This window comes from Parasphingomonas caseinilytica, from assembly GCF_036663755.1.
Classification (GTDB): domain Bacteria; phylum Pseudomonadota; class Alphaproteobacteria; order Sphingomonadales; family Sphingomonadaceae; genus Sphingomonas.
The window spans coordinates 408,998-426,801 of the sequence record NZ_JAXOJL010000001.1; the positions used below are offsets into that span (position 1 = coordinate 408,998).

The 17,804-nt window shown below is 63.9% G+C and carries 17 protein-coding genes; 5 read left to right on the forward strand and 12 right to left on the reverse strand.

What is annotated here, in order from left to right; translation table 11 throughout:
• Positions 1-31 precede the first annotated feature (31 nt).
• The 3 genes from U1738_RS01845 to U1738_RS01855 all read left to right on the forward strand — a co-directional run bounded on the left by U1738_RS01845 (position 32) and on the right by U1738_RS01855 (position 2,484).
• Entirely contained in the window at positions 32-316 is a 285-nt protein-coding gene (locus U1738_RS01845; protein ID WP_332787330.1) for a hypothetical protein, read from the forward strand.
• Positions 317-383: 67 nt separating this feature from the next.
• Positions 384-1,715, forward strand: coding sequence for a cell wall hydrolase (locus U1738_RS01850; protein WP_332787331.1), 1,332 nt, complete (start codon positions 384-386; stop codon positions 1,713-1,715).
• 145 nt (positions 1,716-1,860) lie between these two features.
• Entirely contained in the window at positions 1,861-2,484 is a 624-nt protein-coding gene (locus U1738_RS01855; RefSeq protein ID WP_332787332.1) for a DUF3885 domain-containing protein, read from the forward strand.
• Positions 2,485-2,866: 382 nt separating this feature from the next.
• Here U1738_RS01855 and U1738_RS01860 read toward each other — a convergent pair whose 3' ends face one another.
• Genes U1738_RS01860 through U1738_RS01880 form a run of 5 tightly spaced genes read right to left on the reverse strand, consistent with a single transcriptional unit; the run spans position 2,867 to position 6,273 of the window.
• Positions 2,867-4,669 carry an acyl-CoA dehydrogenase C-terminal domain-containing protein gene (locus U1738_RS01860; protein ID WP_332787333.1) on the reverse strand — a complete coding sequence of 601 codons (1,803 nt, stop codon included), beginning with the start codon at positions 4,667-4,669 and terminating at the stop codon, positions 2,867-2,869.
• A gap of 10 nt (positions 4,670-4,679) precedes the next feature.
• On the reverse strand, positions 4,680-5,099 hold the full coding sequence (locus tag U1738_RS01865; protein WP_332787334.1) for a MerR family transcriptional regulator: 420 nt from the start codon (positions 5,097-5,099) through the stop codon (positions 4,680-4,682).
• A 31-nt stretch (positions 5,100-5,130) separates the two neighbouring features.
• The gene (locus U1738_RS01870; RefSeq protein WP_332787335.1) at positions 5,131-5,634 is read right to left on the reverse strand and encodes a hypothetical protein; all 504 of its coding nucleotides are present in this window, start codon (positions 5,632-5,634) and stop codon (positions 5,131-5,133) included.
• Positions 5,631-5,993 carry a phosphoribosyl-AMP cyclohydrolase gene (gene hisI, locus U1738_RS01875; RefSeq protein WP_332787336.1) on the reverse strand — a complete coding sequence of 121 codons (363 nt, stop codon included), beginning with the start codon at positions 5,991-5,993 and terminating at the stop codon, positions 5,631-5,633. The genes U1738_RS01870 and hisI overlap by 4 nt, the downstream gene beginning before the upstream one ends.
• 31 nt (positions 5,994-6,024) lie before the next feature.
• Complete coding sequence (locus U1738_RS01880; protein ID WP_332787337.1) at positions 6,025-6,273, reverse strand: DUF7218 family protein; 249 nt, start codon at positions 6,271-6,273, stop codon at positions 6,025-6,027.
• A 129-nt stretch (positions 6,274-6,402) separates the two neighbouring features.
• On the opposite strand from U1738_RS01880, the gene purF reads away from it, so the two are divergent.
• Positions 6,403-7,869, forward strand: coding sequence for an amidophosphoribosyltransferase (gene purF / locus U1738_RS01885; RefSeq protein ID WP_332787338.1), 1,467 nt, complete (start codon positions 6,403-6,405; stop codon positions 7,867-7,869).
• Between the two features lie 121 nt (positions 7,870-7,990).
• On the forward strand, positions 7,991-8,701 hold the full coding sequence (locus U1738_RS01890) for an SDR family NAD(P)-dependent oxidoreductase (protein WP_332787339.1): 711 nt from the start codon (positions 7,991-7,993) through the stop codon (positions 8,699-8,701).
• A gap of 138 nt (positions 8,702-8,839) precedes the next feature.
• Here the strand turns inward: U1738_RS01890 and U1738_RS01895 are convergent, their stop codons facing one another.
• From U1738_RS01895 to U1738_RS01925, 7 genes are all read right to left on the reverse strand, one after another.
• Entirely contained in the window at positions 8,840-10,009 is a 1,170-nt protein-coding gene (locus U1738_RS01895; RefSeq protein ID WP_332787340.1) for a serine hydrolase domain-containing protein, read from the reverse strand.
• Between the two features lie 28 nt (positions 10,010-10,037).
• On the reverse strand, positions 10,038-11,306 hold the full coding sequence (locus U1738_RS01900; RefSeq protein ID WP_332787341.1) for a class I SAM-dependent methyltransferase: 1,269 nt from the start codon (positions 11,304-11,306) through the stop codon (positions 10,038-10,040).
• 45 nt (positions 11,307-11,351) lie between these two features.
• Positions 11,352-12,728: a cryptochrome/photolyase family protein gene (locus U1738_RS01905; protein WP_332787342.1), complete on the reverse strand. Its 1,377-nt coding sequence runs from the start codon at positions 12,726-12,728 to the stop codon at positions 11,352-11,354.
• Positions 12,729-12,837: 109 nt separating this feature from the next.
• A complete protein-coding gene (locus tag U1738_RS01910) occupies positions 12,838-13,869 on the reverse strand; it encodes a 2-oxoacid:ferredoxin oxidoreductase subunit beta (RefSeq protein ID WP_332787343.1) in 1,032 nt (343 codons plus the stop codon).
• A 50-nt stretch (positions 13,870-13,919) separates the two neighbouring features.
• The gene (locus U1738_RS01915; protein WP_332787344.1) at positions 13,920-15,788 is read right to left on the reverse strand and encodes a 2-oxoacid:acceptor oxidoreductase subunit alpha; all 1,869 of its coding nucleotides are present in this window, start codon (positions 15,786-15,788) and stop codon (positions 13,920-13,922) included.
• Between the two features lie 157 nt (positions 15,789-15,945).
• Positions 15,946-16,770 carry a PEPxxWA-CTERM sorting domain-containing protein gene (locus U1738_RS01920; protein ID WP_332787345.1) on the reverse strand — a complete coding sequence of 275 codons (825 nt, stop codon included), beginning with the start codon at positions 16,768-16,770 and terminating at the stop codon, positions 15,946-15,948.
• Between the two features lie 109 nt (positions 16,771-16,879).
• Positions 16,880-17,776, reverse strand: a complete 897-nt coding sequence (locus U1738_RS01925) for a histone deacetylase family protein (protein WP_332787346.1) — start codon at positions 17,774-17,776, stop codon at positions 16,880-16,882.
• Positions 17,777-17,804: the final 28 nt, after the last annotated feature.

Consider the following 17,804-nt stretch of genomic DNA (forward strand, 5'->3'; position numbering starts at 1 on the left):
GCGCCGATGGGGAATTTCAATGCGTAAGGCGATGATCGGCATCACCGCGATGCTGGCGCTGATCCAGATTTGGCCGGCCATGTTCGGTCAGCGGAGCGCCGCCGATCTTTCCGTCCCCGCTGCCCACGCCGCCGCGTCGAGCCCGATCCCGACCCGCCGTGGTGCCGCAAGTGCTTGGGAAACAACGACTCCTCCCGCCTGCGCACCGCAATATCGTGAGACGTTGGCCGCCTGCACCAAAGGCGACCGCGCCTGCTCCAACAAGGCCGTCAACGCCTGGGATGTGTGCGAAGCCACCGGTTTCTGGCCGCAATAGGCGCCACCTTCGGCAACTTCGACACCGCGAATCGACTTACGAGTCGCCGCTCTGTATCGGTCCGCGCATGCCGAAAACCCAATCCCCGATCTCGCCGGTCCTGCGCGCGATCCTCGGGCTCGTAGCGCTGATCGCCACTGCGGCACCCGCGCTGATCGTCGCCACCGCACCCCCGATCAAGTCGCGTCCCCGCGCCGCCGCGGTGCCGCAACGCGTGGTGCCGCAAGCCGAAGTGCCGCCGGTCGAGCCGCTCGCCTATCAGGATCTCGATCCCGACGAGGCACGCGACTTCAACAAGACCGTGCCGTTCTCGACCGACCCCAATCCCGCCGCGCGCCCGTTCTTCCTCACCGGCACCGATGACGACAAGGCGCGCGCGACCGACTGCATGGCCGTGGCAATGCTCTACGAAGCGGGCGACGACACGCTCGGCCAGCGCTCGGTCGGGCAGGTCGTCATCAACCGCGTACGCCACCCCGCTTTCCCCAAGACGATCTGCGGCGTGGTGTTCCAGGGATCGGAGCGCAACACCGGGTGCCAGTTCACCTTCACCTGCGATGGGGCACTTGTCCGGCATGCCTGGTCGGACGACGCATGGCGTCGGGCGCGGGAGACGGCGGCGCTGGCGTTGACCGGCCGCGTGTTCAAGGCGGTGGGCTATTCGACGCATTATCACACCGATTGGGTGGTGCCGTATTGGCAATCGAGCCTCGACAAGGTCGCGCGGGTGCGCACGCATCTGTTCTTCCGCTGGACCGGCTGGTGGGGCACGCCGCCCGCGTTTCTCCGAATGGTCTCGCCGAACGAACCGGTGATCCCCGCGCTTGCCGCCTTGTCGGATGCGCACAAGACCGGCGCTGCGCTGGCCGAGGCGGAGGCCGCCAAGATCGAGGCGGCGACGGTGACCGGCACCCTGCCCTCACCGACCGAAGACGATGGCAGCGCTTTCCTCGTCACCCTCGATCCCAAGCTGACGCCGGAAAGCTATGCGAAGCTGGCCGTGGCGGCGTGCGCCGACCGGATCTATTGCAAGTTCATGGGGTGGAGCAGCAAGGCCAAGACGCCGACCGCTTTGCCGCTGCAACCGGCCCAGATCGCCACGATGTCCTTCAGCTATCTCCGCGACCGTCCGCGCGGATATGACAAGCCGTTGTGGAATTGCGCGGAATTTGCCCGTGCAGACAAGACCCAATGCATGAAGCAGCAGATGCTGCCCCCGCCGGTGCAGACGGTGCGCCCGGCGACGGAGGCTTTCCGGCTGGAGACACTGCCGGGGTCGAAGGTGATGGTGCCGGTTGCCAAGCCTGCGCCGGATGCGCTGACCGGGGTGCGGCGGCGGGTGGAGATTACCGGCGTGCCGCCGAAGCCGGTGGCTACCGCGACGCCGGAGGGGCGTTGATGATCTTCCTCCGGGAAGGCTTTAATCTACTTGCTTGACGAAAAAGCAATGACCGCTTCCGCCCAGATTTGGTCATTCGGCGCGGAGTCAACGGTGCCTGACAACGGACGTTGCTCGACGTTCGATGATCCTGTTACGAAGCCGCATGACCGATCCTTCTATAGAGCATTTATGGGCCGCCCTCTGGTCACCGTCCCCTCCTTCTGAAGACTTCCGGCTCCGCTTCGAGCTTAGCGGAGAGGAGTTTGATAACACTGTCCAGCAAGTTCCCCGCTTTCTTCAAGGTCACTCGCGGGCATCGGCTGTAGCTAACGCGTTATTTACCGGGGCCTGCATAGGCGTGGTCGCGTGGAATGGTCGAACGCCATACCCAGTTGGTCTCCCTGACGATGTAAAAGACGGCTTTGTTGCCCTGCAATCTACAGGATTTGCAGCACCGCAGATCGCCGAATGGTCAACATGCCTTTACCCTGATCCGGCGGGCAATGAGGCGGAGGTATGGACGTTGCGCGGTTATGACTTGGGTCATGACAAAGTTGCCCGAGACACGCTTCTTTGGCACGCCGTCGCGTCAGAAATGCCGATTTACCCTCATGCTCCGGTCATAATTTTCCTGATCGATCCCGATATCCCTGCGATGCTGCATGTCTACGATGATCGAGGCATGGACGTTATTGTCGAGGATCCGACCAAGCTCACAGGACTTTATGCCGACTTCGCAGATTGGCTCCTCGACTATGATCGCAACCGAATGGCGGCGTTGTTCTGACTTCGGCCTCTTTTAGTGCCTCGCGCCTGAAAGCTGCCGGGCCGCTCACCACCACTATCAGCCATTCGCACCCGATCTTGCGGCGCGGTAGGCTGGGTGCCGATATAAACGCATCATTCCCGCGCAGGTCGAATCACGTCTCGCCTCAAAGGTTGTGGCTGAGGTCATGCACAATCGCACGCGTGGAAATGACGGGACGTGTATTTATGAACAGGACGAGTGCCAGCGGTTCCGGGGCCAACGTGCCGCAATGTGGGCAGTTACATCATAATTTGCATCAGATGCCATTTGGTAGACCCCGGAACGGGTCCAGAGTGAAAGTTCTTCCGAGCGCATCAGCTATAAAAGCCCTTTCTCCCAGAGAAAGGGCTTTCAGCAAAGATCACGCCGCCATGAACATCTCGGGCGGCAGTGCCATCAGCGATTCCGCGCCGCCCTCGATCTTGCGGCGCAGTGCGCCCGCATCCGGCATGATGCGTTCGGCGAAGAAGCGCGCCGTGACCAGCTTGGCGTCGAGGAACGCGGGATCGCCCTCGCCCGCCGCCTTCAGCTTGACGGCAGCGGTCGCCATGCGCAGCCACATCAGGCCGGTCGCGACGATGCCCATGATCTGCATGTAATTGTACGCGCCGGCGCCGATGTTCTCCGGGTTCTGCATGCCGTTCTGCATGAACCACATCGTCGCCGCCTGAAGCTCGCCATTGGCCTTTTCGAGCGCGCCCGCGAACGCCGCCGTTTCCGGCACCGCCTTGGCCGCCGCGACATCCTCGGCGACGATGCGGAACAGCGCCTGCACCGCGCGGCCGCCATTGGTGGCCAGCTTGCGGCCGACCAGGTCCATCGCCTGCACGCCGTTGGTGCCTTCGTAGATCATCGCGATCCGCGCATCGCGGACATATTGCTCCATGCCCCATTCGGCGATGTAGCCGTGGCCGCCATACACCTGCTGCGCATTGGTCGCGATCTCATAGCCCTTGTCGGTGCCATAGCCCTTGATCACCGGGGTGAGCAGACCGAGCAGATCGCCCGCCAACTGCTTCTCCTCATCGGTCGGCGCGGCATGTTCGAGATCGGCCTGAAGCGCGCCCCACAGGCACAACGCGCGAAGCCCCTCGGTCATCGCCTTGGCTTCCATCAGCATGCGGCGCACGTCCGGGTGGACGAACAACGTGTCGGCCTTCTCGTTCGGCTCCTTCGGGCCGGTCAATGCGCGGCCCTGGCGGCGGTCGTGCGCATACTGGACGGCATTCTGATAGGCGGTTTCGCCAACGGCGAGACCCTGAAGGCCGACGCCCAGACGCGCCGCGTTCATCATGATGAACATCGCGGCCAGGCCCTTCATCTCCTCTCCGACCAGCCAGCCGGTCGCGCCGTCATAATTCATCACGCAGGTGGAATTGGCGTGGATGCCCATCTTATGTTCGATCGAGCCGCACGACACGGCGTTGCGCGCGCCGATCGACCCGTCGTCGCCGACCATGAACTTGGGCACGACGAACAACGAAATGCCCTTCGAGCTTTCCGGCGCGCCCGGCGTCTTGGCGAGGACGAGGTGGATGATGTTTGAGGTCAGATCATGCTCGCCGGACGAGATGAAGATCTTCGTGCCGGTGATCGCATAGGAGCCATCGGCATTCGGTTCGGCGCGGGTGCGGATCAGGCCGAGATCGGTGCCGCATTGCGGCTCGGTCAGGTTCATCGTGCCGCCCCATTCGCCGCTGACCATCTTGGGGACGTACTTCGCCTTCTGTTCGTCGGTGCCCTTGACCAGCAGGGCGGCAATCGCGCCGTGCGTCAGGCCGGGATACATCGCGAACGCCATGTTGGCGGAGATCATATATTCCTGGAACGCGGTCGACACGACGTGCGGCATGCCCTGCCCGCCGAACGCCTCCGGTGCGCTGAGCGTGCCCCAGCCGGATTCCACGAACGCAGCATACGCTTCCTTGAAACCCTTGGGCGTCGTCACGCTGCCGTCGTCGTGGCGCGTGCAGCCTTCCTGATCGCCCGAATGGTTGATCGGGAACAGCACTTCAGCGACGAACTTGCCACCCTGATCGAGGACCGCATCGACCATATCGGGCGTCGCGTTCTGGAAGCCGGGCAAATTGGCGTAGTTCTGCAAACCGACGACATGTTCGAGGACGAAGCGCGTGTCGCGCACGGGCGGGGTGAATTGCGGCATGGGTGTTCCTTCAACCTTGGTTCGTACGAAGGACGACGACGAACGCATTCAATTCTGCGATCGCCGCGTCGATATCCTGTTTCTGCGCCGCGAGCAGCGCGATGCGCTCCTGACAGCGTTCGATCGTAACCGTGCGTTGCGCCCTGCGCCCGTCGCCGATGTCATAGAGGTCGATCATCTCACGGATTTCGGTCAGCGAGAAACCGACGCGCTTGCCACGCAGGATCCACGCGAGCCGGGCGCGATCGCGGTGCGAATAGACCCGCGCCGTGCCGCGCCGCTCCGGCGCGATCAGCCCTTCATCCTCGTAGAAGCGCAGCGCGCGGGCGGTGACGCCGAATTCGACCGACAGGTCCGAGATCGAGAAGTGTTCGCGATCGTCGTGCGGCGGCACAGTGACATAAGCGGGCGCGTGAACGGCGTTCTGCATGTCGCCAATTTAGGTTCCGCTTACGTGAACGTCAATCGCTACCGCACAGGAGCTGTCCCTTGGCATCGCGCAATGTCGAGGCTTCCGATGCCGACTCGCTCAGCCGCTCGACGTCCAGCGCGGCGATCGAGGCGCGACGCTGACAGACCTTGGCGCAGGCCTCGGGCAGTTGGGCCGGGAAGACGATGCGGTCGCCTTCGAAGCGCGCATCGAAACTGCAGCCCGGCGCGGCGGGAAGATCGATGTTCAGCGTCTCGCCATCGCGGGTGACGGTGCCGGATCCGGTGCAGCTGAGGTTGTCGCCATAATCGACGAATACGCCGATGCGATAATTCTTCGCCGCCGGCACGATGCACACCCGGTCGGTCTCGCGCGCATACAGGCCGGTTATGTCGGCGCTGGCCGGATCGGGGATTACGCCCGCCGCGATCGCCGCGGCCTCGAGGCCGGTGGCCGGGGTTGCGCTCGGCGCGGGCGTGGCATCTCGCCGGGAACAGGCGGCGAGGAGCAACGCGGCCAATAATGCGCGCTTCATTCGACCGGTGTCAGCGTGTCGCCGTCGATGCGGCGGAAGAAGCAGCTGCGCGCTCCGGTGTGGCAGGCCGGGCCGACGGGATCGACGATCAGCCACACCGCGTCCTGATCGCAATCGATGCGGATGTCGTGGACGTGAAGGATGTTCCCGGAGCTTTCGCCCTTCTTCCAGAGCTTGTTACGGCTGCGCGACCAGAAATGCGCCTCGCGCGTGGAGACGGTCGCGGCCAGCGCTTCGGCATTCATATGGGCGAGCATCAGCACGTCGCCGGTGGTGCGATCGGTCGCGACGGCGGTGATCAGGCCGGAGGCGTCGTATTTGGGGTTCAGCGTCAGGCCGGTGTCGCGGGAGTCGGGCATGAGGCGGGTGTAGCGCTCGCGGGAAGGATCGTCACTCCTGCCGAATCGCCCTTACCAATTCCGCCTTGGTCATCCTCGATCGCCCGGCGATCCCAATCTCCCGGGCCTCTTTCATCAAATCCGCCTTGGTCCGGTCCTCCAGCGCCGATCCGCGATGCTTTAGGGTTCCAGCCGCCTTGGCGTTTGCGATTCGCGCCGCTTTCTCGGGAGAGGCACCGTCGCGGCGCAGATCCTCGTACAATTTGTCGTCCTTGATGCTCGGTCCGTGATCCTTCGCCATGGCGTCAGCCTCCTGATTACGCCCGGAAAACGGCCGATGCGGCGGATCGCTCCCGCGTTTCTTACAAATGCGCGACAAAGCCGGATCGCGCGCCTATATGGCAGGCGAAGCAACACCCCGAAGGGCGCCATGCTGACGACCAATCCGTTCGACACCCCCGATGGGGACAAGCTGCGCGAAGAGTGCGGCGTTTTTGGCGTTTCCGGTAGCGAGGGCGCGGCAGCGCTCGTCGCGCTGGGGCTGCACGCGTTGCAGCATCGCGGGCAGGAGGCGGCGGGCATCATCAGTTTCGATGGTGCCGAATTCCACACGCATCGCGCGATGGGCCATGTCGCAGGCAATTTCGATCGTGACGACATCATCAATGCGCTGCGCGGCACCGTCGCCTGTGGCCATGTGCGCTATTCGACCACCGGCGAGACGGCGTTGCGCAACGTGCAACCGCTCTATGCCGATCTGGCGAGCGGCGGTTTCGCCATCGCGCATAACGGCAACATCTCGAACGCGATGCGCATCCGGCGCGATCTCGTGCGGCGTGGTTCGATCTTCCAGTCGACCAGCGATACCGAGACGATCATCCATCTGGTCGCGACCAGCAACTATCGCACCGTGGTCGACAAGTTCATCGATGCGCTGAAGCAGGTCGAGGGTGCCTATTCGCTGATCGTGATGACGCCTGAGGGCATGATCGCCTGCCGCGATCCGCTCGGCATTCGCCCGCTCGTGATGGGCAAATTGGGTGACGCGGTGATCTTCGCATCGGAAACCGTCGCGCTCGACGTGTGCGGTGCGGAATTCGTGCGCTCGATCGATCCGGGCGAACTGGTCATCGTCAAGGGCGACCAGATCCTGTCGCACCGCCCGTTCGCCCAGGTCGCGCCGCGCCCGTGCATCTTCGAATACGTCTATTTCTCACGGCCCGATTCGATCTCGGAAGATCGCAGCGTCTACACGGTGCGCAAGGCGATCGGCGCGCAGCTGGCGATCGAATCGCCGGTCGACGCCGATCTTGTCATCCCGGTGCCGGATTCGGGGACGCCGGCCGCGCTAGGCTATGCGCAGCAATCGGGCATTCCGTTCGAACTGGGCATCATCCGCTCGCATTATGTTGGGCGTACCTTCATCCAGCCGAACAACGAGGTCCGGCATCTCGGCGTGAAGCTGAAGCACAATGCCAATCGTGCGCTGATCAAGGGCAAAAAGATCGTGCTGATCGACGATTCGATCGTGCGCGGCACGACATCGCTCAAGATCGTGCAGATGATGCGGGATGCCGGCGCGGCGGAGGTGCATATGCGCATCGCGTCCCCCCCCACCCGGCATTCCTGCTTCTACGGCGTCGATACGCCGGAACGTGCCAAGCTGTTGGCCGCCAACATGAACATCGAAGAGATGAACACCTATATCCAGGCCGACAGTCTGGCGTTCGTTTCGATCGACGGCCTGTACAAAGCGCTGGGCGATCCGCAGCGCAACGCGATCCGCCCGAGCCATTGCGACGCCTGCTTCACAGGCGATTACCCGACCAGCCTGACCGATCAGGACGACGTGGTGCAGATCGACCAGTTCGCCTTGCTTGCCGAGCGGATGGTTTAGCCTCACGAGAACCCGTCATGCCGGGCTTGTTCCGGCATCCAACGTGCGGCATGCGCTTCCGACCGAAGCTTTTGCGGCCCGTTGGACCCCGGATCAAGTCCGGGGTGACGAAGGAAGATTGATGACTGACCTCCCCCTCCAGAACCAGATCGCCCTCGTCACCGGGGCCAGCCGCGGCATCGGCGCGGCCACCGCCAAGGCGCTGGCCGCCGCCGGCGCGCATGTCGTGCTGACTGCGCGCACCGCCAAGGATCTGGAGGCGGTCGAAACCGCGATCTTCGATGCCGGTGGCAGCGCGACGATCGCGCCGCTCGATCTGGCCGCGACCGACAGCATCGGTCGGCTGGCGGTGGCGATCGGCGAGCGTTGGCCCGCGCTCGACATTCTGGTGCTCAACGCCGCGATGCTCGGCAGTCTTACGCCGGTGCCGAGCATCGACGCGAAGGAACTGGCTCAAGTCCTGACCCTCAACGTCAGCGCGCAGACCGCGATGATCACCGCGTTCGACCCGATGCTGCGCAAATCGAAGCGCGCCCGCGTCATCGGCCTCACCTCCAGCGTCGGCCGCAAGGCACGCGCTTATTGGGGCCTGTACGGCGCGTCCAAAGCTGCGTTCGAAGTGTTGCTCACCTCATACGGCGAAGAAATGGAGCGCATCAGCAGCATCCGCACCGCGATCGTCGATCCCGGCGCGACCCGCACCAAGATGCGCGAGCGCGCTTATCCGGGTGAGGATCCGGCTTCAGTGAAGACGCCGGACGTGGTGGCGGATCGGATTACCGCCCTGGTGATCGAGGATTTCGAGACCGGGCATTTCGAACGGGTGGGTTGAGACCAGCGCCCTACCCGTCATCCCGGACTTGATCCGGGATCCAACAAGCGGCTTGGTGATCCGCCTATAATTGAAGCTCGCGATCGCGGCACGTTGGATCCCGGATCAAGTCCGGGATGACGGAATTCGAGGCTGGCGTCACTTCCCCGCCGCATCGATCAGCTTCTGCTGGAAAGCCATCCGCGCCAGCGACAGGTCCGACCCCGTCGCTTTCGGCCAAGCGCTCGACATCGCGATGACGATCCGGCGCTTCGGATCGATCAGGATGCTCTGCCCGAAAATGCCCTGAGCGCCGTATCGCGCGTCCGGGTAGGTCCACCATTGATACCCGTAACCGAAGCCCGGCCGGCCGATATCGGCCTTGGCCGAGGTCGCCGCAGCGAACCAGCCGGGCGCGACGATGCCTTTACCGCCGCCCAGCGCCAGCACGCCCATCCGCGCGTAATCGCGTAGCGACACCGACAGGCAGCAGCCGCCGATATCCTGTCCCGACTGATCGACCATCCAGAAGGCATCGCGCTCCATCCCGAACGGCTGCCACACCTTTTCGCTGAGATAGGACGCCAACGATTTCTTCGTCGCTTTGCTAACCAGCACGCCGATCAGATTGGTCTCGCCGGTCTTGTAGACCCATTTCTGGCCCGGCGGCGTGTCGCGCGGCAAGGTGCGCATATAGGCGATCGTCGGGTCCATGCCGGCCGGCACCGGGCGGAGATACATGCCGGCGACGTCGGACTTGGGATCGGTATAATCCTCGTTCCACTTCACGCCCGACGTCATAGTAAGCAATTGCGCGATGCTCACCCCGTCATAGCCGCTGCCGGCCAGCTCCGGGATGTACTTCGTCACCGGTTCCTCGACCGACTTGATGTAACCGTCCTTGATCGCCGCGCCGACCAAAGTGGAGGTGAACGACTTGGCGACCGAGAAGCTGGTATAGCGCCCGCCCGCCGAATAGCCGCGCGCATAGCGTTCCAGCCGGACCTTGCCGTCCTGCAATACGATCAACCCGGCGGTGTTGTTCTGCGCCATGAAGGCATCGACCGTCGCCGCGTCGATCGGCAGCGGCGTGCCGGCGGGGAGCGGATGGACGCGCTTGCCGTGCTTCACGACATTGCCGGGAAATACCGTCTCCATTGCCGGGAAGGTCGCATCGCGCTTGGCCTGATCCCAGAACAGGATCGCCGCGCCGACCTGTTGCAGCTTCGCGGTATCCACTGGCGTCGCGGCAGCTGGCCTCGATTGCGGCGTGGTGGCGCATCCCGCCAGCGCCAGTGCCGTGGCGATCCCCATTCCGATCCCGCGCATGCTCATCCTCCCGTTGTTCGTTTTATCTTTATCGTTTGATCAGGGTCACTTGGGCGACATCGATGCCGCCGCCTCTGAACCCGCCCTCGCAATACATCAAATAATAGCGCCACAGATCAACGAAATGCTGGTCGAATTCCGACGGCAATTGCCCGGCATCAACCGCCGCATCGAACGCGACGCGCCAGCGCCGCAAGGTCTCCGCATAGTCGAGGCCGAAGGCAAACCGATCCTGCCAGTCCAGCCCTTCCGCTTCGGCGAGCGCGCGGAAGCGGCTTTCGGAGAGCAACATGCCCCCGGGAAAAACGTAGCGCTGGATGAAATCCACGTTGCGGGCGTAGGATTCGAAGATCGCATCGTCGATCAGGATGTATTGGATCGCGGCGCGTCCGCCGGGTTTCAACGCGGCGGAGATCGCAGCGAGATAGGCCGGCCAATATTCCTGCCCTACCGCCTCGACCATCTCGATGCTGACCACCGCATCGAACTGCCCGGCGACATCGCGATAATCGGTGAGCGACACGGTGACCTCACCGCCCAGCCCCGCCTCGGCCATGCGCAAATCCACCGCCGCCTTCTGTTCGGCGGAAAGCGTGATGCCGTGGACGTTGCGCCCGGCCCGCGCCGCGGTTTCGGCGAACGAGCCCCAGCCGCTGCCGATCTCCAGGATCGTATCGCCGGGGGCGGTGGCAGTACGGGCCAGCATGGCGTGGAGCTTGGTCGCCTGCGCGTCTTCGAGCGGCTGGTCCTGCGTCTCGAAGATCGCGCTCGAATAGGTCATGCCGGGATCGAGCCACAGGGCGTAGAAATCGTTGCCGAGATCGTAGTGAAATTCGATGTTGCGCCGCGATCCCTTCTTATCGTTGCGGCGGAAGCGATGCGCCAGCCGGCCGAGGAAGCGCACCAGCCCCCCTGCCCGTGCGGTCTCGCCCAGCGACACCGCGTTGCGCATGAACAGATCGAACAGCGGCACCGGATCGGGGCTGGACCAGTCACCCGCCGCCCAGGCCTTGTACCAGCCGGCCGATCCGCCGGTGACGAGCCGCACGATCGCGCGCCAGCTCGGCATATCGACGATCGCGACAGGTCCGGGTGCCCGTCCCCCCAGCATCCGCCGTGTGCCATCGGGCAATTGCGCCTCGATCGCTCCGACCTGCAGCCCGGCATCGATCCGGTCGAGGATGCGGTGGAACAGGCCGTGGAAGCGATTGAGCAGCCAGTCGCTACGCCGGCCTTTTCGCCCGGGTCGCCTGGGCATGCCGAAGCGCCGCCCCCTGTTCGGTGTCACCGCATTCATGATTTCCGCTTCATGCACGCCGCCGGGCGCGGCGAAAAGCGATTCTCACTTCGTTCGCTTCGCCGCCGCCAATGCGCGTTCACGACCTTCGCGGTGGCCGATGATCTTGGCCGGATAGGCTTTCGGGCGGCACCCGGATTCGTCGGGATCGTGGATCGTCGTATCGTCCAGGCCCGCCAGTTCCGGCACCCATTCGCGAATGTAATCGGCGGCGTCGAACTTCTCCGACTGGCTGAGCGGGGCCATGATGCGGACGAACATATTGGAATCGATGCCGGTCCCGGCGGTCCATTGCCAGTTGACCGTGTTCGACCCGTAATCGGCATCGACCAACGTGTCCCAGAACCAGTCCTCCCCCCGTCGCCAATCGATCAGGAGGTGTTTGATCAGGAAGGATGCGGCGATCATGCGGACGCGGTTGTGCATCCAGCCCGTGGCCCAGAGTTGGCGCATGCCGGCATCGACGATCGGATAGCCGGTGCGGCCCTGCTGCCATGCCTTCAGATCGGCGCTCGCCTCCGGCCCGGTGCGCCATTCGAGGCTGTCGAGATTGGGGCGGCCGTTTTCGCGACCGTAATCGGGGAATTGCAGGATGACGTTCTGGGCATAATCGCGCCAAGCGATCTCCTTGAGATACGTGGTCGCGTCGCCCTTGGCCTTGAGGATGTGGTGCCAGATCGTGGCTGGAGAGATTTCGCCAAAATGCAGGTGCGGCGAGAGGCGCGACGTCAGTTCTTCGGACGGCAGGTTGCGGCCAGTGTCATATTCGGCGGCGTGGGGCAGGAAATCGGCGAGCCGCTCCTTTGCGGCGGCCTCCCCGGGGATCCATTCCTTGGCGAAGCCAGTGGCCCAATCGGGCTTGGTTGGTAGCAGTTTCCAGTCTGCGAGTGTGTCGCTCTTCGGCCAGCTCGATGGTGCGGGGATGGCTTGCGGGGCCGATGCGGGGTTTGGCGGGGGCATCTGTTCCTTCAGCGCGCGCCAGAACGGGGTGTAGATCTTGTACGGCTGGCCCGACCCGGTGGTGATCGTGCCCGGCGGGCTGAGGTAATTGCCGTCATGGCAGACGAGATCGAGCGTCTTGGCCACGGCACGTTCGGCGTTGCGCCACCAGGGTTCGTAATGGCGCAGGCAATGGACGCGGGTGGCGCCGGTTTCCTCGGCGAGCTTGCCGAGCACGTCGTCTGCCTTGCCCCGGCGAAGGATCAGGCGGGAGCCTTTTTCACGCAGATGTTTGTCGAGCGACGTCAGGCTGTGGTGCAGCCACCAGCGGGAAGCTCCGCCCATCTTGCGGTGTTTGGGCGTATCGTCGTCGAGGATGTAGACCGGGATTACCGGGCCTTCGTTGGCAGCGGCGATCAGGGCGGCGTGGTCGGACAGGCGCAGGTCTCGGCGGAGCCAGAGGAGGGTTGGGTCTGCCGGCAATCGCTTAACTCCGTATGTTCTGAGCTCGGTCAAGCAACAACGCTCGTACCCTGTTTCGATTAGGCTCGAAACGAACGGAATTGAAATAGGTCCACGGTTCAGACCCGACTTAAATCACGTGCGGCTCTTTCTCCACCTGCCAGGTCTGGCCCTGCGACAGGAGCTTTTGCAGATCGGGCTTCTTGCCCTTTGCGGCTTCGGCGTTTTGGGCGACTACTGCGCTTTCGAAGGTGGGGGCTGGGTCGTTGTAGATCACGCCCAGGGCGACCGGGAAGCCGACCAGCGGCATTTCGACCAGCATGTGGGCGATGGCGCGGTTGGTCTGGTTGTGGACGATGACGTCTGCGCTGGCCCAATCGCCGTCCGCCACATCGACCACCTTCAGGACCAGTGCGTCACGGTCGAGCGCGATGCCCTTGGTGCCGCCGGCGAACAGCAGCGGCGCGCCGTGTTCGACCCAAAGCTGGCCTAGCCCGGCATTGGCCTTGTCGGTGAAGTCGGCAAAGACATCGTCGTTGTAGACGATGCAATTCTGGTAGATTTCGATGAAGCTGGTGCCCTTGTGGGCATGCGCAGCCTTGAGCACGGCGGGCAGGTTCTTGTTCACGTCGATCGCGCGGGCGATGAAGCGGCCGCCGCTGCCGAGCGCGAAGGCGCAAGGGGATGCGGGGCGATCGACCGAGCCGAACGGGGTGGACGGGCTTCGCGTACCGACGCGGCTGGTGGGCGAATATTGCCCCTTGGTCAGGCCGTAAATCTCGTTGTTGAACAGCAACACCTGGCAATCGAGATTGCGGCGCAGGAGGTGCATCGTGTGATTGCCGCCGATCGACAGCGCATCGCCGTCGCCGGTGATGATCCACACGTCGAGGTCGGGATTGGCCAGCTTCACGCCCGTCGCCACCGCCGGCGCGCGGCCGTGGACGGTGTGGAAGCCGTAGGTTTCCATGTAATAGGGAAAGCGCGACGAGCAGCCGATGCCGCTAACGAACACGGTATTCTCGGGCTTCACGCCGAGTTCGGGCATGGTGCGCTGCACCGCCTTCAGGATCGCGTAATCGCCGCAGCCGGGGCACCAGCGCACTTCCTGATCGGTTTCCCAATCCTTCGGGCTGGTCTTGATCGGGGTCATTTCATTCATCGGGCGGCTTTCGAAGTTCACACAAGTTCACACGAAACCAGGGTTCTCGATCAGGTGCAGATGGCGTCGATCGCAGCCTCGATCTCGGCGATCATGAAGGGCTGCCCGCTGACCTTGTTGAGCGGCTTCGCATCGACGAGGAACTGGTCGCGCAACACCGTCTTCAACTGACCCGTATTCATTTCGGGGACCAGGATGTGAGCGTAATTTCCCAACAATGCACCGAGATTTTTCGGGAGCGGCCAGATATGCCGCAGGTGGACGTGCGCGACGTCAAGCCCGCGCTTCCGGGCGCGGCGAACCGCCTGATGGATCGGGCCGAAGGTCGACCCCCAGCCGACCACGACGAGCTTGCCGTGATCCTCGCCGAGCTCGACCTGCTGATCGGGCACGGCGATGTTCGCCACCTTGTCACGACGGATTTCGGTCATCTTCTGGTGGTTGGCGGCGCCGTAATCGATGTTGCCGGTGCCGACCGCCTTCTCGATGCCGCCGATGCGGTGGAGCAGGCCGGGCGTGCCGGGCTTGACCCAGGGCCGGGCGAGTTTCTCGTCGCGGCCATAAGGCTTGAAGCCACCTTCGGGCACATCCTCGAGGAATTGCACCGGGAAGGGTTCGTAACTGCTCATATCCGGCACCGCCCAGGGTTCGGCGGCGTTGGCGATATAGCCGTCGGTCAACAGCATCACGGGGGTCATATATTGCGTGGCGATGCGCACCGCCTCGATCGCGACGTCGAAGCAATCGGCGGCGGAACGTGCGGCGATCACCGGCATCGGGGCATCGCCGTTTCTGCCATAGACTGCTTGATATAGATCGGATTGCTCAGTTTTGGTGGGAAGTCCGGTCGAGGGCCCGCCGCGTTGCGAGTTGACCACGACCAGCGGCAATTCGGTCATGATCGCCAGCCCCATCGCCTCGCCCTTCAGCGCGATGCCGGGGCCGGACGAAGAGGTGACACCAAGCTGCCCGGCATAGGATGCGCCGATCGCGGAGGCGATCGCAGCGATCTCGTCCTCGGCCTGGAAGGTGGTGATGCCGAACTCTTTCAGGCGGCTCAGATGATGCAGGATCGCCGAGGCGGGGGTGATCGGGTAGCCGCCGAAGAACATCGGCACGCCGGCGAGCTGCGCACCTGCGACGAGGCCCATCGAGATCGCCTCGGCACCGGTAACGGTGCGGTACAGGCCGGGGGCGACGGGCGCGACGCCGATATGGTGCTGCTTCATCGGCCCTGAGAGTTCGGCGGTTTCCCCGTAAGCGTGTCCGGCGTTGAGCGCCGCGATATTGGCCTCGGCCAGCACCGGCATCTTCGCGAACTTGGCTTTGAGCCAATCGACGATCGGCGCGCGATCGCGATCGAACATCCAGAGCGCCAAGCCGAGCGTCCACATATTCTTGCAGCGCAACGCCTCCTTGTTGCCGAGGCCGAACGGCTTCACAGCATCCAGCGTGAGTTGCGAGATGTCGAAGCTCAGCACCTGCCATTTGGCGAGACTGTCGTCGGTCAGCGGGCTGGCATCATACTTCGCCTTGTCGAGGTTGCGTTTGGTGAATTCGCCCGCGTCGGCGATGATCAGGCCGCCGGGTTTCAGCGCATCGACATTCACCTTCAGGCCCGCCGGGTTCATCGCGATCAGCACGTCGGGCTGGTCGCCGGCGGTCTCGATTGCAGTCGACCCGAAATTGATCTGGAAGGCGGATACGCCGAACAAGGTGCCCTGCGGTGCGCGGATCTCGGCGGGGAAATCGGGGAAGGTCGCGAGATCGTTACCGGCCAGCGCGGTGGAGAGCGTGAATTGCCCCCCCGTTAGCTGCATGCCGTCGCCGGAATCCCCCGCGAAACGCACCACCACGGATTCCGCAGGCGGATGGGCGGTCGACTCCTCGGACGTCACATCATGGACGGCGCTGGCCATATCTCACTTCCTAAACCGCACCCTCTCTGGCGGGGGGTGTTGGACGACAAGGTAGTTTGGTTGGAGCCGGGTGCAAATGTTCTTTTCGTGGGGGCCGGATACGAGAAGGCCGCCACTCTCGCGAGTGACGGCCTTTAGTTTGCCGATCTTGGAAGGATCAGACGGCGTAGGAGACGCGCACGTTCGAGCGGCGACGCATCGCGAAACCGATCATGCCGAAGCCGGCGATCATCATCGCCCAGGTTGCCGTTTCCGGCACGGCCGACGCGGCGGTGACTGCGGTGAGCGAGAAATCGTCGACGGCCAGGCCATCGTCGGCACCGGCCGGATCGGAGTCGATCCAGCGGAATGCGAAGCTCTGACCGCTGGTGATCGTCAGGCCGCTCAGCAAGGTGCTGAGCGCGGTGCGGTTGGCGGCGAGATTGCCGTCCAGCGCGCCGACCACGGTGTTGCTCGGCGCCAGGAATTCCAATGCGGCCAGCGAAATCCACGAGGTGCTGTTGTCGGCATCCTCAAGGTTGGTCGAGGTCAGCGAATATTGGAACACCAGTGAATCGACCGAGGTGCTGCCATTGCGCCACTGCTCACCGGTGTAACCGATGTTCAGGCCGGTGATCGTCGCGCCGGTGGCGTTGGTGAAAATCGCGCCGAACGACGGGCTCAGCGCACCGCTGCGCAACGTGCCCAGCGCCCGATCGGCGGCGGTCGAACCGAAGCTGTAGACGTCGCCGGTGTTGCTGCTGCCGGTGCCGGCGGCATAGAGGGCGTTCGCACTGTTGCCGGTTTCGGTCACGATCCAGCCGGCCGGAAGCGTGCTGCTGGTACCGGTAGCGGCCAGCGTGTTGAAGTTCTGCGTGTAGCCGCCCGCACCGAGTGCGACCGAGCCGCTGCCGTAAACGAAGTCGGCGGCGAAGGACGGAGCCGCTGCAAACAGCAGCGCAGCCGCGGTCGCACCGCGAGCGGCAATCGAGAGATATGTCATGATTTTGGACCCCATTTACAAAACACGATGCGGCGCATCGCATCCACATCGCCCGCTAAGGGTCTAATGTGTAGCTATTATGACTTTTTTAACCTTTCGCGTCGATCCGCTAAGTGACGCCAAAATGTTGTCCCAAAACGAGAATCGCGCGGACGTGACGGCGGGCGATCTCGAGCGCATCCGTGCCGTATCCGCCGCCCACCGTGCTCGCGAGCGGAAGGCCCCGCGCGATGGCCAGGCGGGCGATCAGCGCCTCGCGCTGGTCCAGCCCCTGCTGCGTGAGCGCCAGTCGGCCGAGCCGATCCGCTAGGAAAGGATCTACACCGGCCTGGTAGAGGATCAGATCGGGCGCGACCTGATCGATGAGCGGCGTGAGCGTGCGCTCGAGCGTTTCGAGATAAGCGTCGTCCCCGGTTCCGTCCGCCAACGGCACATCCAGCGTTGAGCGTGCCTTGCGGACCGGAAAATTCTTTTCGGCATGGATCGAATAGGTCGCGATGCCGGGCCGCCCGGCGGTGAGCGCGGCGGTGCCGTCGCCCTGATGCACGTCGCAGTCGACGATCAGGGTGCGGATGCCCTCGCGTTCCAGTTGCACGGCGGCAATGGCGAGATCGTTGAAGACGCAGAAACCGGCTCCGGTATCGGCGAGCGCGTGGTGGCTGCCACCCGCCGTGTTCGCGGCGAAACCCCAATCGAGCGCCAGCCGGGCGGCGAGATAGGTGCCGCTGGGCACGACACGCGCACGCCGGGCTACTTCGGCGGTGACGGGGAAGCCGAGCCGCCGCTCCTTGTCGCGGGGGACACGGGTTTCCAGAACTTCGGCGACGTATTCGGGATCGTGCACCGCTTCGAGCCACGCGACGGGAACAGGCTCGGGCGTGTGCCAATCGATCGCATCGCCCTGTTCTAGCAACAGATCCCGGATCAGGCCGTTCTTGTTCCATTGATAGGTGCTGCGTGCGGGTGCCGGCGCGACGTAATCCGGGTGGTGGACGATTGCGATCATCCTGCTTACCTAGGTGTCAGCAAACGCC

Excerpts from the sequence above, each read along its gene's own strand:
- U1738_RS01845 (WP_332787330.1), top strand. The coding sequence starts at position 32 with ATGATCGGCATCACCGCGATGCTGGCGCTGATCCAGATTTGGCCGGCC.
- U1738_RS01850 (WP_332787331.1), top strand. The coding sequence starts at position 384 with ATGCCGAAAACCCAATCCCCGATCTCGCCGGTCCTGCGCGCGATCCTC.
- U1738_RS01855 (WP_332787332.1), top strand. The coding sequence starts at position 1,861 with ATGACCGATCCTTCTATAGAGCATTTATGGGCCGCCCTCTGGTCACCG.
- U1738_RS01860 (WP_332787333.1), bottom strand. The coding sequence starts at position 4,669 with ATGCCGCAATTCACCCCGCCCGTGCGCGACACGCGCTTCGTCCTCGAA.
- U1738_RS01865 (WP_332787334.1), bottom strand. The coding sequence starts at position 5,099 with ATGCAGAACGCCGTTCACGCGCCCGCTTATGTCACTGTGCCGCCGCAC.
- U1738_RS01870 (WP_332787335.1), bottom strand. The coding sequence starts at position 5,634 with ATGAAGCGCGCATTATTGGCCGCGTTGCTCCTCGCCGCCTGTTCCCGG.
- hisI (WP_332787336.1), bottom strand. The coding sequence starts at position 5,993 with ATGCCCGACTCCCGCGACACCGGCCTGACGCTGAACCCCAAATACGAC.
- U1738_RS01880 (WP_332787337.1), bottom strand. The coding sequence starts at position 6,273 with ATGGCGAAGGATCACGGACCGAGCATCAAGGACGACAAATTGTACGAG.
- purF (WP_332787338.1), top strand. The coding sequence starts at position 6,403 with ATGCTGACGACCAATCCGTTCGACACCCCCGATGGGGACAAGCTGCGC.
- U1738_RS01890 (WP_332787339.1), top strand. The coding sequence starts at position 7,991 with ATGACTGACCTCCCCCTCCAGAACCAGATCGCCCTCGTCACCGGGGCC.
- U1738_RS01895 (WP_332787340.1), bottom strand. The coding sequence starts at position 10,009 with ATGCGCGGGATCGGAATGGGGATCGCCACGGCACTGGCGCTGGCGGGA.
- U1738_RS01900 (WP_332787341.1), bottom strand. The coding sequence starts at position 11,306 with ATGAATGCGGTGACACCGAACAGGGGGCGGCGCTTCGGCATGCCCAGG.
- U1738_RS01910 (WP_332787343.1), bottom strand. The coding sequence starts at position 13,869 with ATGAATGAAATGACCCCGATCAAGACCAGCCCGAAGGATTGGGAAACC.
- U1738_RS01915 (WP_332787344.1), bottom strand. The coding sequence starts at position 15,788 with ATGGCCAGCGCCGTCCATGATGTGACGTCCGAGGAGTCGACCGCCCAT.
- U1738_RS01920 (WP_332787345.1), bottom strand. The coding sequence starts at position 16,770 with ATGACATATCTCTCGATTGCCGCTCGCGGTGCGACCGCGGCTGCGCTG.
- U1738_RS01925 (WP_332787346.1), bottom strand. The coding sequence starts at position 17,776 with ATGATCGCAATCGTCCACCACCCGGATTACGTCGCGCCGGCACCCGCA.